Source organism: Nocardia asiatica NBRC 100129, assembly GCF_000308415.1.
GTDB classification, from domain to species: Bacteria; Actinomycetota; Actinomycetes; order Mycobacteriales; family Mycobacteriaceae; genus Nocardia; species Nocardia asiatica.
The window spans coordinates 15,484-29,466 of record NZ_BAFS01000181.1 but is presented as its reverse complement, the minus strand read 5'-3'; the positions used below and the strand labels follow the sequence as shown (position 1 = coordinate 29,466).

Genomic DNA, 13,983 nt, shown 5'->3' with positions numbered 1-13,983 from the left:
GCTTCTGGCAGGCGCATCACGGTGCGGCACAACGCTATTCGGATCTGGTCGCGGAGTGGTCGGGTCTCGGGCCCGGCGGGCGGGCGTGGGACCTCTACAGCGGCGCCGGGGTCTTCGCGGCACGCCTCGCCGAGCAGGCCGGGCGCGGTGGCGCGGTGCTCGCGGTGGAATCCGCCCGGTCCGCGGTCGCCGACGGGGCCGCCGCGTTGCGTGATCTGCCGTGGGTGCAGCTGCGGGCGCAGCGGGTGGAGCGCTGGGTGCTCGAGCACGTCGGCGCGGCCGCCCCCGATGTCGTCGTGCTCGACCCGCCCCGCGCGGGCGCGGGCAAAGAGGTGGTCGGCGCGGTCACCGCCAGCGGGCCGGACCGGATCATCCACGTCGGCTGCGATCCCGCCGCGTTCGCCCGCGATCTCGGCCTGTATCAGGCCGCGGGCTACCGGCTCGCCGATCTGCGCGCCTTCGACGCGTTCCCCGCGACGCACCACGTCGAATGCCTCGCACTGCTGCGGCGGTGAGCGATCAGTCCTCGTAGACCGGCGGCCGGCGATCGCGGCGGGCGCGGATCGCCTCGTCGAAATTGCCGGTGGTGAGACGGACGTAGAGCTGGGCCATGCCCTCGTGCTGCATGTGCGATTCGAATCCGCCCGCCTCGATGCCGCTCCACAGCATGCGCTTGGTGAGCTCGGTGCCGACCCGGCTGAAGCCGATGATGCGTTCGGCCAGGTCGTAGCAGGTATCCAGCAGCTCGGTAGCCGCGACCGTGCGGGAGACCAGGCCGATGCGTTCGGCTTCGGCCGCGTCCACGTCGCGGCCGGACAGCATGATCTCGAACGCCCGGGAAGCGCCGACGGCCCGCGGCAACAGATAGCTGATGCCGAGTTCGGCCGAGGTGAGGCCGTTGTTGATGCCCGCGGCTCGGAAAAACGCGTCGGCGGCGGCGATCCGGATATCGGCGCCCACGGCCAGGCAGAACCCGCCGCCGATGGCCGCGCCGTTGACCGCGGCGATCACCGGCTGGTGCATCCGCCGCAGCGTGATCATCACGTCGTTGAGCAGATCCATCGACCGCCGCGCGACACTGGCGACGGTCAGCCCGTCGACGTTCGGCACCTTCCCCGCGCTGGTCAGGTCGGCGCCGGAGCAGAAACCGGCCCCCGCGCCGGTCAGCACGACAACGCGGATGTCGTTGTCGGCGCGCACCTGCTCGAGCGCCTCGCGCAGCGGGATCATCACGTCGAACGCCATCGCGTTCATCCGTTCGGGCCGGTTGAGCGTCACCAGGGCGACATGCGGCCGCGGCGTGTCGACGAGCACGAACGACATACGACCTCCGATCGGGGACGACCTCAATATAGGCAGCCGAGCCCGGCGCAGCGGCGAATTCGCGCGGGCGTCCGATCAGAGTCACTGCCATGCGGTCTCCGCCGCGGGACGTTCGCTCGTCCGGGCCGACCCGGCGCAGATGCCGTCAGTCCAACTGCCAGGTGACCCGGATGCCCGCGGAGATCTCGCTTTCGCCCAGTTCGACCGGGACGGCGGCGGCGCGGTAGGCCTCCATCGGCGCGGACAGGGACTGCGCGCGGGGAACGGGCGGCGCGGAGGCGGTGTTCTCGGTGATCTCCACGACCTTGCCGAGTGTGCGCTGCGCGCGCCCCGCGTACTGCTCGGCCTTGGCCATGGCGTTCTCCCACGCGGCATCGCGGGCCCGGGTGAGCAGCGACTCCTGGTCGGCGAAGGAGAGAACCAGACCGCCGAGACGGACGTCGTCGCCGCCCGCCTCGACGCAGTTGGCGATGACGGTTCCCGGAGCGGGATCGGCGTCCTCGCCGATGTCGCGCAACGCGACCGTCAGCGACGTGGTGGCCAGGTATCCCGTGATGCGGTTGCCCTGGCCCTCGGTCCACACCGTCTCCGTCTGCACCGACAGTCCGCTGGTGGCGATGTCCCCGCCGTCGACGCCGTCGGACCGCAGCGACCGCGCGACCGCGGCCACGCGCGCACCGGCCTGGCTGTAGGCGAGCGCGACCTTGCTCGCCCGCGACTCGACGGAGATCGTCACCCGCATCAGGTCCGGCGTGGCGCGGGCGGTGCCGTGCCCGTAGGTCGTGACGGTGCCCGCCCGCGAATCGTTCTTCTTGCTCACCGGACTCTCCTCGTCGATCGCTGTCGATCCGTACCGCACCATCGTGCCCGCCGCGGCGGTCGATCGCGGCCGACTCGGCCCCGTCAGGTCCTGGAATCACCCACGGGCCTTCGGTGTCGGCCGGGCGGACGCCGAACGAATCGAACCGCATGGCAGCGAATTCGAAGGTTGTTCTCCGGCGCCGCGGAACGGCCGCCCGGCGCCGGTGGCCGGCATCGTCGACGGTCCGCGCCGCGACGCCGGGTTCGGTTGTCCGCGAGACCACTTGCCCGGGGCACGCCACCCGGTCGCGCCGAGCCGGGTACCGTATGTCGAGGCTCACATTCCGACCCCATGTCGGAGGGTGTGACCGTTCTCGTGCGGGAGCACCGGCCGCCGCTCCGTAGACTGATCGGATCAGATGCGCTATCCGGAGGGAGCTAGTTCAGGTGGGAGTGCTTTCCCGGGTCGACACGCCCGATGATCTGCGCCGGCTGACCGTGTCGCAAGTGCGCAAGCTGGCGGAGGAGATCCGCGAGTTCCTGGTGCGCAAAGTCGCCGCGACCGGTGGCCACCTCGGCCCCAACCTCGGTGTGGTCGAGCTCACCATCGCGCTGCACCGGATCTTCGACTCGCCGGCCGACCCGTTGATCTTCGACACCGGGCACCAGGCCTACGTGCACAAGATCCTGACCGGCCGCAAGGATCAGTTCGACTCGCTGCGCAAGCAGGGCGGCCTGTCCGGCTACCCCAGCCGCGCCGAGAGCGCCCACGACTGGGTGGAGTCCTCGCACGCCTCGGCGGCGCTGTCCTACGCGGACGGCCTGGCGAAGGCGTTCGCGCTGAGCGGGCAGGACCGGCACGTGGTAGCGGTCGTCGGCGACGGCGCGCTCACCGGCGGCATGTGCTGGGAGGCGCTCAACAACATCGCCGCCGCTCCGGATCGCCCGGTGGTCGTCGTGGTCAACGACAACGGCCGCTCCTACGCGCCCACCATCGGCGGCTTGGCCGAGCGGCTCACGGCGCTGCGCACCCAGCCCGCCTACGAGCACGCGCTGGACGCGGGCAAGCGCATCCTGAAGAGCATCCCCGGGGTGGGCGAGTCGGCGTACTCGATGGTGCACGCGGTGAAGGCGGGCATCAAGGACGCGGTCAGCCCGCAGGAGCTGTTCAGCGACCTCGGCCTGAAGTACGTCGGGCCGGTGGACGGCCACGACGTCGTCGCCCTGGAGGCGGCGCTGCGCCGGGCCAAGGATTTCGGCGGCCCCGTCGTGGTGCACGCGGTGACGCAGAAGGGCCGGGGGTACGCACCCGCCGAGAACCACGTCGCCGACCAGATGCACGCCTGTGACCCCATCGACCCGCTCACCGGCGTCCCGGTCGGCGGTCCGAAGGCGCGCGGCTGGACGTCGGTGTTCTCCGAGGAGTTGATCGCCCACGCCGAACGCCGCGCCGACATCGTGGCCATCACCGCGGCGATGCCGGGCCCGACCGGGCTGGCCGCGTTCGGGGAGCGCTTCCCCGACCGGATGTTCGACGTCGGCATCGCCGAACAGCACGCCATGGCCTCGGCGGCGGGGCTCGCGCTCGGCGGCATGCATCCGGTGGTGGCGATCTACTCGACGTTCCTCAACCGCGCTTTCGACCAGTTGCTGATGGACGTTGCGCTGCTGAAGCAGCCGGTCACCGTCGTGCTGGACCGCGCGGGCATCACCGGCTCCGACGGCGCGAGCCACAACGGGATGTGGGATCTGTCGGTGCTCGGGATCGTTCCCGGCATCCGGGTCGCCGCTCCGCGCGACGCCGCGACCCTGCGCGAGGAACTGGCCGAGGCGCTGGCCGTCCACGACGGGCCCACCGCGCTGCGTTTCCCGAAAGGCAGTGTGGCCGAGGATATCTCCGCGGTCGAACGGCTGGACGGGATCGACGTGCTGCGGATGGCCGAGCCCGACGGCGGCTCGGTGCAGGCGGTACACGGCGACGTCCTGCTCGTCGCGGTGGGAGCGTTCGCGGGCGCGGCCCTGGAAGCGGCGAATCTGCTGGACTCGGAAGGTATCTCGGTCACCGTCCTCGACCCGCGCTGGGTCCTGCCGGTCTCCGACACCCTGCTGAAGCTCGCGGAGAACTACCGGATCGTCGTCACGCTGGAGGACGGCGGGCTGCACGGCGGCATCGGCTCGACGGTGTCGGCTCGCCTGCGCAACTCCGGGCTGGACATCCCCACGCGCGATCTCGGTGTGCCGCAGCAATTCCTGGACCATGCCTCGCGCGGCGAGGTGCACGCCGAACTCGGCCTCACCGGCCCCGACATCGCCCGCCGGATCAGCGGGTGGCTGGCCGCCCGCTGACGCCGCGACTCGACGGGGCGGCCGGGTACTAGTCGACCGGCCGCAGCGCGACGGCCAGCCGCGGCACCGCGAGTTCCCGTTGCCAGGGGCGGGCGCCGCCGGACTTCAAGTACCCGTCGACGGCGGAGGGCTCGGCCACGTCGTAGTCGGGCAGCCCGTCCCAGCACAGGCGGCGCACCAGGTCGGGCGCGAGCAGATTCTCCACCGGGATCGAGTGCTCGGCCGACAGCTCGCCCATGGCGGCTCGCGACCGGGTCAGGCGGGCCGCCGCGGCCGGGTCGCGCCGCTCCCAGCGGTTGACCGGCGGCGGTCCGTCGAACGGCTGGGTGAGCGGCGGCAGCTCGCTGTCGGGCAGCGTGCGGCCGCGCTCGATCGCGGTGAGCCACTCGCGGGAGTACCTGCGCTGGCGCGGCCCGCCGAACACCGGCAGCGTGCGCAATTGCGCGATGGATTTCGGTTCCGCGGTGGCCGCGGCGATGATCGCGGCATCGGGCAGGATACGGGCGGGCGCCACGTCCCGGGCGCGGGCCAGCGCGTCCCGCGTGGTCCACAGCTCGCGCACCACCGCCAGCTGCCTGGTGCGGCGCAGGGTGTGGATGCCCGAGGTGCGCCGCCAGCGCTCGGCCTTCGGCGCGGGCGGATCCAAGGTGCGGATGTGCTCGAATTCTTGCGCGGCCCAATCGGATTTGCCCTGCTCGTCGAGAGCGGCGGCCACGGCGTCGCGCAGTTCCAGCAACAACTCGACGTCCAGGGCGGCGTAATTCAGCCAGTCGGCGGGCAGCGGCCGGGTGGACCAGTCGGCCGCACCGTGCCCTTTGCGCAACGCGCGACCCAGCAGACGCTCCACCATCGCGGCGAGCCCGACGCGTTCGAAACCCGCCAGGCGTCCGCCCAATTCGGTGTCGAACAGCCGGGCCGGACGCAGGCCGAGTTCCGCCAGGCCCGGCAGATCCTGATCGGCGGAGTGCAGCACCCATTCGAGTCCGTTGATCGCCTCCGCCAGCGGGGCGAGCGCATCGGTGACCGGGATGGGATCGATGAGGAAGGTGCCCGCGCCCGCGCGGCGCAATTGGATGAGGTAGGCGCGCGCGGAGTAGCGGAACCCGGAGGCGCGTTCGGCGTCCACGGCCAGCGGACCGGTGCCCGCGACCAGCAGGGCGGCGGCCGCGTTGATCTCGGCGGCGGTGTCCAGTACCGGCGGCACGCCCTCCACCGGCGCGAGCAGGGGCGTCGCGGCCGAGGCTTCGGATTCGTCTGGTACGGACATGGTGTTGAACTTTACGTGCCGACTCCACGGCGCCGCCGTCCTATCGCCGCATAAGTGTGTCGGCGGCTCCGGCGCGACGTACCCGCCGGACCGGGCGACGGCTGTCCCGGCGCAGGTCACGCCCCTTCAGGGGCATGCGCGCTCAGGGGTGATCGCGGGACAGTCCTGGCGGTACCTGGAGCTGAGTCACCCCGGCGGGCGGCAGCCCGGCCGCGTAGGCCAGCACCTCGCAGAACGCCTCGAGGTGCGGGCGCAGGTCGGTGGTGACGGGCGTCCACGAGGCGCGTAGTTCCAGCTGATGGGCGCGCGGTGGACCGGCGATGTCCCCGTAGCGGACCGAACTGGTCGAGGTCACCGTGCCGCCGAGCGCGGTGAACGGTTCGGTCCGCGACTCCAGCGCGTCCACCAGCCAGCTCCACGCCACCTCGGGCAACAGGGGGTCGGTGGCGAGCGCGGCGTCGATGTCGGCCTGGATGTAGGCGACCAGGCGGAGGGTGCCGTGCCAGGTGTCGTCGCCGTCCGGATCGTGCAGCAGGATCAGCCTGCCGAACGCGTCGCCTTCGGAGTCCGCGGGCACCACAGGGGTTTCCGGATGTGCGACCTCCGCGCCGATGGCGTAGGAGTACGGTGCGAGTCGTTGGGGCGGCCGGATGGGCGCGAGCTCGATCCGAGGGTGCACGGTAGCGGTGCCCATCGCCTCGACCGCGGCGCGAAACTGAGCTGGCTCGCCATGAGGTCCTTCGGTCGGTGCGGCGCCGTCGCGGAAGTCGAGCGGTGTCACGAATGCTGACGGTAGACCTTGTGCACCCGGCGCGGTCGGAGGCGCGCCGCTACGGGCCGTGCGGTGACTGCCCGGTCGTCGACCACGCGGTCGTCGCCGCCTCCGCGTCCGCCCCTGCGGGCGGGCCCGCATACGATAGCCGTGATGAGCACTCAAACCCGTCGCCGGTTGACCGATGCCCCGTTCCTGGCCGCCGCCACCGGCGCGACGCCCAGCAGGCGTCCGGTGTGGTTCATGCGCCAGGCCGGACGCTCGCTGCCCGAATACCGCGAGGTTCGCGCGGGCATCGGAATGCTCGAGTCCTGCTTCGATCCGGAGCTGGTCTGCGAGATCACCCTGCAGCCGATCCGCAGGCACCAGGTGGACGCCGCGATCCTGTTCTCCGACATCGTCGTTCCGCTCAAAGCCGCGGGAATCGATCTGGACATCGTGCCCGGCGTGGGGCCGGTCGTCGCCGCGCCCGTGCGGACGGTCGACGACGTGCGCGCACTGCCCCGGTTGCGGCCCGAGGAGGTCGGGGCGGTCACCGATGGCGTGCGCTTGCTGCTCGACGCGCTGGGGGAGACGCCGCTGATCGGGTTCGCGGGCGCGCCGTTCACGCTCGCTTCCTACCTGGTCGAGGGCGGCCCGAGCAAGAACCACGAGCGCACCAAGGCGATGATGTACGCCGACCCGCAGACCTGGCACGCGTTGCTGGGCGTGCTCACCGACATCACCATCGCGTTCCTCCAGGCTCAGCTGGCAGCGGGCGTCGACGCGGTACAACTGTTCGACTCCTGGGCGGGTGCGCTCTCGCTGGCCGACTACCGCCGTTTCGTGCTGCCGCATTCGGAGCGGGTCTTCGCCGAGATCGCCGACGCGGGGGTGCCGCGGATCCACTTCGGGGTGGGCACCGGCGAGCTGCTCGGCGCGATGGGCGAGGCGGGCGCCGACGTGGTCGGTGTCGACTGGCGGGTGCCGCTGACCGAGGCCGTCCGCCGCGTCGGACCCGGAAAAGCCCTGCAGGGCAACCTCGATCCCGCCGTGCTGTTCGCCGGGTTCGAGGCGATCGAGGCGCAGGCGCGGCGGATCGCGCGCGAAGCGGACGAGGCGATCACGCTCGGCGCGTCCGGTCACATCTTCAACCTGGGCCACGGAGTGCTGCCGGAGACCGATCCGGGCGTGCTGACGGCATTGGTGGAGCTCGTCCACACACTCTGAGCGGGTAAGCAGGGGCATCGGCGCAAGGTCGAGCGCCGGAGGCGGCCTCGAGCGGCGCGCACGCTGCGTCGCCGATCCGAGCACGGGCGATGCGCTCGATGTAGTGACCCCGGGAGAGATCGACCGGCGACGCGCAGCCACGCGGTCGGTGGTGTGCCGCTGGTCATAGGGCGCCGCCCGTTCGGCGGTCGTCCGCACGGCACACGATACGGTCGAGATATGCGTATCGCGGTGGTCGGCGGCGGGATCAGTGGACTGGTAGCCGCGTATCGGTTGCGGACGGCGCTCGGACCGGATGCCGACGTGCTCGTGCTCGATCGGGCCGAGCGGGTCGGCGGCATCCTCTACACCGGGGAATTGGCCGGAGGGCCACTGGATCTCGGGGCCGAAGCGTTCGTCGGGCGACGGCCGGAAGTGCCCGCGCTGCTGAGTGAACTCGGGCTCGGGTCGCAGCTGGTGACTCCCGCCGGGTTGCGGCCGCTGGTGTGGGCATCCGGGTCGGCGCATCCGATGCCGGAAGGCACGCTGATGGGTGTCCCGGCGAACGCCGAGTCGATGCGGGGGCTGGTCGACGACGCCACCCTGGCACGGATCGCCGCCGAACCCGACCGGCCGCTCACCTGGGAGCGCGGGTCCGATATCGACGTCTATCGCCTGGTCGCCGACCGATTCGGCGCGCAGGTCGCCGAGCGCAGCGTGGACCCGCTGCTCGGTGGCGTGTACGCGGGCAGTTCCCGTTCCATCGGTGTGCGCGCCGCGCTGCCCACGCTGGCCGCGGCGCTGGACGGGGGTGCGCCCAGCCTCACCGCAGCCGTCGGCGCCGCGCTGCCGCCGCCGTCGAACGCGCCGGTCTTCGGCGGAATCCGGGACGGTTACCGGGTGCTGCTCGAGGCCCTGGCCGAACGCTCCGCTGCGCGATTCGTCACCGCGACACCGGGAACGCGCTTGGCCAGGGGGCTGCGTGGCTGGGTGGTCGACCCGATCGGCGCCGTCGACGCCGTAGTGCTCGCCACCCCGGCGCCGGTGACCGCGCGGCTGCTGAAGACCGTCGCCCCCGCCGCGGCGGCGGAACTGGCGGGCGTAGAACTGTCCTCGTCGGTGGTGGTGGCGCTCGCGCTGCCACGGGAGACCGCCTTGCCGCGGAACTCCGGCATCCTGGTGGCCACCGGAGAGCGGCTGCGCGCCAAAGCGTTCACGCTCTCCAGCCGCAAATGGACACATCTGGCGCAACGCGAGACAGCGCTCGTCCGAGTCTCCTTCGGCAAGTTCGGCGACGACTCGCCGCTGTCGTGGCCCGATGCCGAGCTCGTCACCGCCGCCACCGAGGACCTGGCAACCGTCACCGGGGTCGCCATCGAGCCGGTCGCGACGGTCGTCCAGCGCTGGCCGGGCGGCCTCGCCCAGTACGCGCCCGGCCACCCCGCCCGTATCGCGGCGGTCGAAGCCGAGGTCGCGACGCTCGACGGCTTGGCCGTGGCCGGTGCGTACCTGCACGGCGTGGGCGTACCCGCGTGCGTCGCCTCCGGCGCCGCCGCAGCGCATCGCATCGCGGAGCGGATGGGGGCGAACACCGCAACCTGATCGGCGCCGCAACGGCCGGTCGCGCACGTTCCCGCGACCGGACCCGGGTTTCTCCTCGCGTGCGCAATTTTTCGTGCTGCGGTGATTGCGCTGTTCACCCAAGCCTGCGGACCGGATTTCGCCACGTCGAAAATACGCACGAACCGGCGTAATCAAGCACACTCCGCCGGTGCGCGGATTCGGTGAAAAGCGCCGGTACCGTGATCACCATGCAGTTCTCGCACTTCACCGATATCGGCTTGCGCACCATCATGCGTCTCGCGGTGGACGGCGACACCGATTCCCGGGTGACCACCAAACTCATCGCCCGGCAGGTCGGGGCGTCCGAGAAGCATGTCGCCAAAGCCGTGTCGCGGCTCGTCGACCTCGGTCTGCTGGAGGCGCATCGCGGACGGTCCGGGGGATTGTTCATCACCGCGGCGGGCCGCGCCGCGTCGGTGGGCCGGCTCATCCGGGAATTGGAAGGCGACCGCGACGTGGTGGAATGCGGAGAACCGGAGCCGTGCCCGTTCCTGGGAGCGTGCCGGCTGCGCCGAATTCTCGCCGACGCGAAGAAGGCTTTTTATGCCGAGCTGGACCGCTATTCAGTAGAGGAATTGGTCACTTCATCGACCGGCGGATTGCTGCAATTACTCGCCCACCCCGGCGCGAATGGTTCCAACGAGAGGGATGAAATTTCATGAACACCGACAGCGTTGTCCGTGCCGAACCGGAACTGGAACCGCAGTACGCCGACATCGTCCGCGCGACACTGCCACTGGTCGCGGCGAATATCGATCGCATCACGGCCGTGTTCTATCGGACGCTGTTCGAGGCCCACCCGCGCTTGCTGCGCGACACGTTCAACCGAGGCAACCAGGCACAGGGCAGTCAGCAGCGTGCGCTGGCGGCCTCGATCGCCGCGTTCGCCACCTACCTGGTCGATCCCGCGTTGCCGCACCCGGCGACCATGTTGTCGCGGATCGCGCACAAGCACGCGTCGCTCGGCGTGACTCCGGAGCAGTACCAGATCGTGCACGACAATCTGTTCGCCGCCATCGTGGAAGTTCTCGGCGCCGACGTGGTCGACGCGCCGGTCGCGGCCGCTTGGGATCGAGTCTACTGGCTGATGGCCGCCGCGCTGATGGATCGAGAGAAGGGGCTGTACGCCGAGGCGGGCGTGGACTTCGGCGATGTCTTCCGCGACGTGCGCGTCCTGGCGCGCGAGGACGACCCTTCCGGCGTCGCGATCTTCACCGTCGAGTCCGCTGACCCGGACTACCAGCTGCCGGGCTTCGTTCCTGGACAGTACATCTCGGTGGGTGTGCGGCTTCCCGACGGCGCGCGCCAACTGCGGCAGTACAGCCTGGTCGGCGGGTCGCGCGAGGGCGCGCTGTCGTTCGCCGTCAAACGGGTCGAGGCGGCGGGCGGGTGCCCGGCGGGCGAGGTCTCCTCGTGGCTGCACGAGCGTCTGCGCCCCGGCGACCCGCTGCAGATCACTCTCCCGTTCGGCGATGTCGTCATCGACACCGCGGCGACGACCCCGCTGGTGCTGATCTCCGGCGGAATCGGAGTGACCCCGACGATCGGTGTCCTGGAATACCTCACCGTCAACGCCCCGTGGCGCCGCACCGTGATCGTGCACGCGGACCGCGGGCCGCGGACCCATCCGCTGCGCCGACGGCTCCGGGAACTCGCTACCCGGCTCGAACAGGCCGCGGTCGAGATCTGGTACGAGCAGCCAGTTCCCGGCGCTCGGCACGGCCGGGTCGATCTCTCGGCACTGGAGTTGCCCGCCGACGCCGACGTCTACGTCTGCGGTCCGCCCGCGTTCCTGCGCGACATCGGGAGTCAGCTGCGCGTCCTCGGGATCCCGGACGCTCGGGTGCACGTCGAGCAGTTCACGCCCGGCGGCGCGGGTGCTCCCGACCGAGTGGCACGATAGTGCTATGGCGCGACTCGACTATGAGGCTCTCAACTCCACCATCCGCTACCTGATGTTCTCGGTCTTCCAGGTTCAGCCCGGAGTGCTGGGCGAGGACCGGGACGCCGCGACCAAGGAGGCCAGGGCGTACATCGACGGTCTGGCCGACCGCGACGTCGTGGTCCGCGGCGTCTACGACGTGGCGGGGATGCGCGCCGACGCCGATTTCATGATCTGGACGCACGCCGAACGCGTCGAGGACCTGCAGGCGGCCTACGCCGATTTCCGCCGCAGCACCGCACTCGGCCGGGCCAGTGCGCCGGTTTGGAGCAACGTGGCGCTGCACCGTCCGGCCGAGTTCAACAAGAGCCACATCCCGGCGTTCCTGGCCGGTGAGGAACCCGGGGCCTACATCTGCGTGTACCCGTTCGTCCGGTCCTACGACTGGTACCTGCTGCCGGACGACGAGCGCCGCCGGATGCTGGCCGAACACGGCAAGGCCGCGCGGGGATATCCGGACGTGCGGGCCAATACCGTCAGCTCGTTCGCGCTCGGCGACTACGAGTGGATCCTGGCCTTCGAGGCGCCCGAACTGCACCGCATCGTCGACCTGATGCGCGATCTGCGGGCCACCGACGCCCGCAAGCACGTGCGCGAGGAGATCCCGTTCTTCACCGGCCCCCGCGTGGAGATCGAGAAACTGATCGCCGCCCTGCCCTGACCCTCCGTCGGCGGGTCGGCCCCGGCGCGCTCGATTGCCGGTCGGTGGACGGCCGGTAGCGGTGGCGCTGTCGGTGCGGATTCCGCAACGGCGGGCCGGGCCGCCGCGAGCCCGGTTCGGCAGACGCATGCCTGGTCGGCGGCGGATGCGCGGGTGTCACGTGCCGCCGCCGCAGGCAGTCCGGTCACTGCCGGGCACGCTTGCCCAGAGTTTTCGGGGCATGCGCGCAACGCCGGCGCTCCGTACGCTGCCGGTGAGCGGTCGGGCTGTTACTCCGCTGCGCTGTCCGAGGGGTGCAGCCGCAGGGCGATGGAGTTGATGCAGTAGCGCTTGTCGGTGGGCGTGTTGTATCCCTCGCCCTCGAACACGTGGCCGAGGTGGCTGTGGCAGTTCGCGCACAGCACTTCGACCCGGTGCATGCCGAGCGAATCGTCCGGGCGGAGAATCACCGCTTCGGACTTCGCCGGATCGAAGAAGGAGGGCCAGCCGCAGTGCGAGTCGAACTTCTCGGTACTGCGAAACAGTTCGCTGCCGCAGGCCCGGCACACGTAGAAACCTTCGGTATGGGTGTCGGTGTATTCGCCGGTGAACGGGCGCTCGGTGGCGGCCTCGCGCAGCACCGCGTATTCCTCGGGGTCCAGCTTCGACCGCCATTCCTGCGGTGAGAGCTGGATGCGCGGCGCGGGCAGGGAGAAACTCATGGCTCCACGCTAATACGATTCTGCTCCAGGGGCGCCGAACCGTTGTGTGGGGAAGTCTCCGTCGCGACGGCGGATCCGGTCGCGAGGGCGGGCGGTCGCGCCGCGTCGCCGCGAGGGTCCGGTGCGGACTTCATCCATTCGGGGTCGAGCCCGAACGGCAGCCTGCCTTCCCGCCGCGCGGCCAGATAACGCTCGCCGAGCACGCAGAACACGACGATCAGCAGCAGCCCCCAGCCGAAGGTGATGCGCAGGTACTCCAGGTTGCGGCCGATGTGCTGCCAGCGGTCCGACAGCCACTTGTCGTAGCTCATGAACCCGAAGATCGCCAGCCACGCCGGCCAGTTGCGCAGCACCGAATTGCGCAGCACCACCGTCATCAGGAACGGGAACAGCATCATCGAGTAGTACATCTGCCCCAGTGAGCTGAGCAGGAAGGAGGCCGTCAGCAGCACGCCGGAGCAGGTGCAGACGAAGAACAGCTCGTCCTCGCGGTAGTAGCGGTACAGCAGCCACAGCGAGATCAGCACGAGCACGCCGAGCACCAGGCGCATGCCCCAGGTCAGCCATGGCGGCAGGCCGTAGTACTCGCCGTTGCCGACGATCGCGCTGTTGAAGTAGTCGCGGGATTCGAAGATGTAGGGCGCGGTGCGGGTGAGGAACTTCTCGGGGTCCTTCGACAGCGGCCAGGCGATCGCGGTGAGCGCCAGCGGCACGCCCAGCGCGGTCACGAACACCTTCCATTGCCCGCGTGCCAGCGCGATCAACAGCAAGGGTGCCAGCGTCGGTTTGACCGCGATACTCAATCCGAGCGCGGCGCCCGCCCACAGATCCCGCCGTTTCAGCAGCAGGTGGATGAAGATCAGCTCGGCCAGCAGCACACAGCCGTTGACGTTGGTGAACACCAGCGTGTTGATCACGGTTTCGGACGAGAACATCGCCAGCAGCAGCGCCGGCGCGGCGACCGAGTTCAGCGTGTACCGGAACAGCCGCAGCAGCAGGTACCACGCGACGAGGATCGCGATCGCGTTCAGGGCGATGAACAGCCAGCGCGACTTCTCGTAGTCGATGGCGGCGATCGGCGCGATCAGCAGGGTACCGCTGGGCGGGTACAGATAGTGCGGGTCCACCGAGTCGAAGTTCGCGGTGTAGACCGGGCGTCCGTTCAGGAAGTCGAGGGAAGCCTGGTAGACCGGCTTGTAGTCGTCGGTGACGAAGCCGTTGACAGCCTTGATGAAGACCCGGTTGAGCACCGTCATGACCGCCAGCGGCCAGAGTGCGAACTTGATCACCTCGGCGGTGGTGCGAGCAGTGCGGGGCTCGAGCTGTCGAAGGAACACTGGGGCACGGTACACCGGATCG

General features: G+C 70.5%; 13 protein-coding genes. 7 read left to right on the top strand and 6 right to left on the bottom strand.

Features of this window, described 5'->3' with window-relative positions; genetic code table 11:
- Positions 1-515 (top strand): class I SAM-dependent RNA methyltransferase (locus ON27_RS17250; RefSeq protein WP_043727848.1); only part of this gene is annotated, 515 nt, incomplete at its 5' end.
- Between the two features lie 4 nt (positions 516-519).
- Here the strand turns inward: ON27_RS17250 and ON27_RS17245 are convergent.
- Together ON27_RS17245 and ON27_RS17240 are read right to left on the bottom strand one after the other, a co-directional pair.
- A complete protein-coding gene (locus ON27_RS17245; protein WP_043727847.1) occupies positions 520-1,323 on the bottom strand; it encodes an enoyl-CoA hydratase in 804 nt (267 codons plus the stop codon).
- A gap of 145 nt (positions 1,324-1,468) precedes the next feature.
- On the bottom strand, positions 1,469-2,143 hold the full coding sequence (locus ON27_RS17240) for an SIMPL domain-containing protein (protein WP_043727876.1): 675 nt from the start codon (positions 2,141-2,143) through the stop codon (positions 1,469-1,471).
- 428 nt (positions 2,144-2,571) lie between these two features.
- On the opposite strand from ON27_RS17240, the gene dxs reads away from it, so the two are divergent.
- Positions 2,572-4,470 (top strand): 1-deoxy-D-xylulose-5-phosphate synthase, encoded by a 1,899-nt coding sequence (gene dxs, locus ON27_RS17230; RefSeq protein WP_043727842.1) that lies wholly within the window; start codon positions 2,572-2,574, stop codon positions 4,468-4,470.
- A 28-nt stretch (positions 4,471-4,498) separates the two neighbouring features.
- On the opposite strand, the gene ON27_RS17225 is transcribed toward dxs, so the two are convergent.
- Together ON27_RS17225 and ON27_RS17220 are read right to left on the bottom strand one after the other, a co-directional pair.
- A complete protein-coding gene (locus ON27_RS17225) occupies positions 4,499-5,737 on the bottom strand; it encodes an HRDC domain-containing protein (protein WP_043727840.1) in 1,239 nt (412 codons plus the stop codon).
- A 142-nt stretch (positions 5,738-5,879) separates the two neighbouring features.
- A complete protein-coding gene (locus ON27_RS17220; RefSeq protein ID WP_086007498.1) occupies positions 5,880-6,518 on the bottom strand; it encodes a DUF3000 domain-containing protein in 639 nt (212 codons plus the stop codon).
- Between the two features lie 144 nt (positions 6,519-6,662).
- Here ON27_RS17220 and hemE point away from each other — a divergent pair, with 144 nt between their 5' ends.
- The 5 genes from hemE (at position 6,663) to hemQ (ending at position 11,923) form a co-directional block, all read left to right on the top strand.
- Complete coding sequence (gene hemE / locus ON27_RS17215; RefSeq protein WP_043727837.1) at positions 6,663-7,718, top strand: uroporphyrinogen decarboxylase; 1,056 nt, start codon at positions 6,663-6,665, stop codon at positions 7,716-7,718.
- Between the two features lie 219 nt (positions 7,719-7,937).
- On the top strand, positions 7,938-9,299 hold the full coding sequence (locus ON27_RS17210) for a protoporphyrinogen oxidase (protein ID WP_043727836.1): 1,362 nt from the start codon (positions 7,938-7,940) through the stop codon (positions 9,297-9,299).
- A 209-nt stretch (positions 9,300-9,508) separates the two neighbouring features.
- Entirely contained in the window at positions 9,509-9,982 is a 474-nt protein-coding gene (locus ON27_RS17205) for an RrF2 family transcriptional regulator (RefSeq protein ID WP_043727871.1), read from the top strand.
- Complete coding sequence (locus tag ON27_RS17200; RefSeq protein ID WP_051046700.1) at positions 9,979-11,223, top strand: globin domain-containing protein; 1,245 nt, start codon at positions 9,979-9,981, stop codon at positions 11,221-11,223. The genes ON27_RS17205 and ON27_RS17200 overlap by 4 nt, the downstream gene beginning before the upstream one ends.
- A gap of 4 nt (positions 11,224-11,227) precedes the next feature.
- Complete coding sequence (gene hemQ, locus ON27_RS17195) at positions 11,228-11,923, top strand: hydrogen peroxide-dependent heme synthase (RefSeq protein ID WP_043727833.1); 696 nt, start codon at positions 11,228-11,230, stop codon at positions 11,921-11,923.
- 269 nt (positions 11,924-12,192) lie between these two features.
- Here hemQ and msrB read toward each other — a convergent pair whose 3' ends face one another.
- Both msrB and ON27_RS17185 read right to left on the bottom strand, forming a co-directional pair.
- Positions 12,193-12,624, bottom strand: coding sequence for a peptide-methionine (R)-S-oxide reductase MsrB (gene msrB / locus ON27_RS17190; protein ID WP_043727831.1), 432 nt, complete (start codon positions 12,622-12,624; stop codon positions 12,193-12,195).
- A complete protein-coding gene (locus ON27_RS17185; protein WP_245559990.1) occupies positions 12,621-13,961 on the bottom strand; it encodes a glycosyltransferase family 87 protein in 1,341 nt (446 codons plus the stop codon). The genes msrB and ON27_RS17185 overlap by 4 nt, the downstream gene beginning before the upstream one ends.
- Positions 13,962-13,983 lie beyond the last annotated feature (22 nt).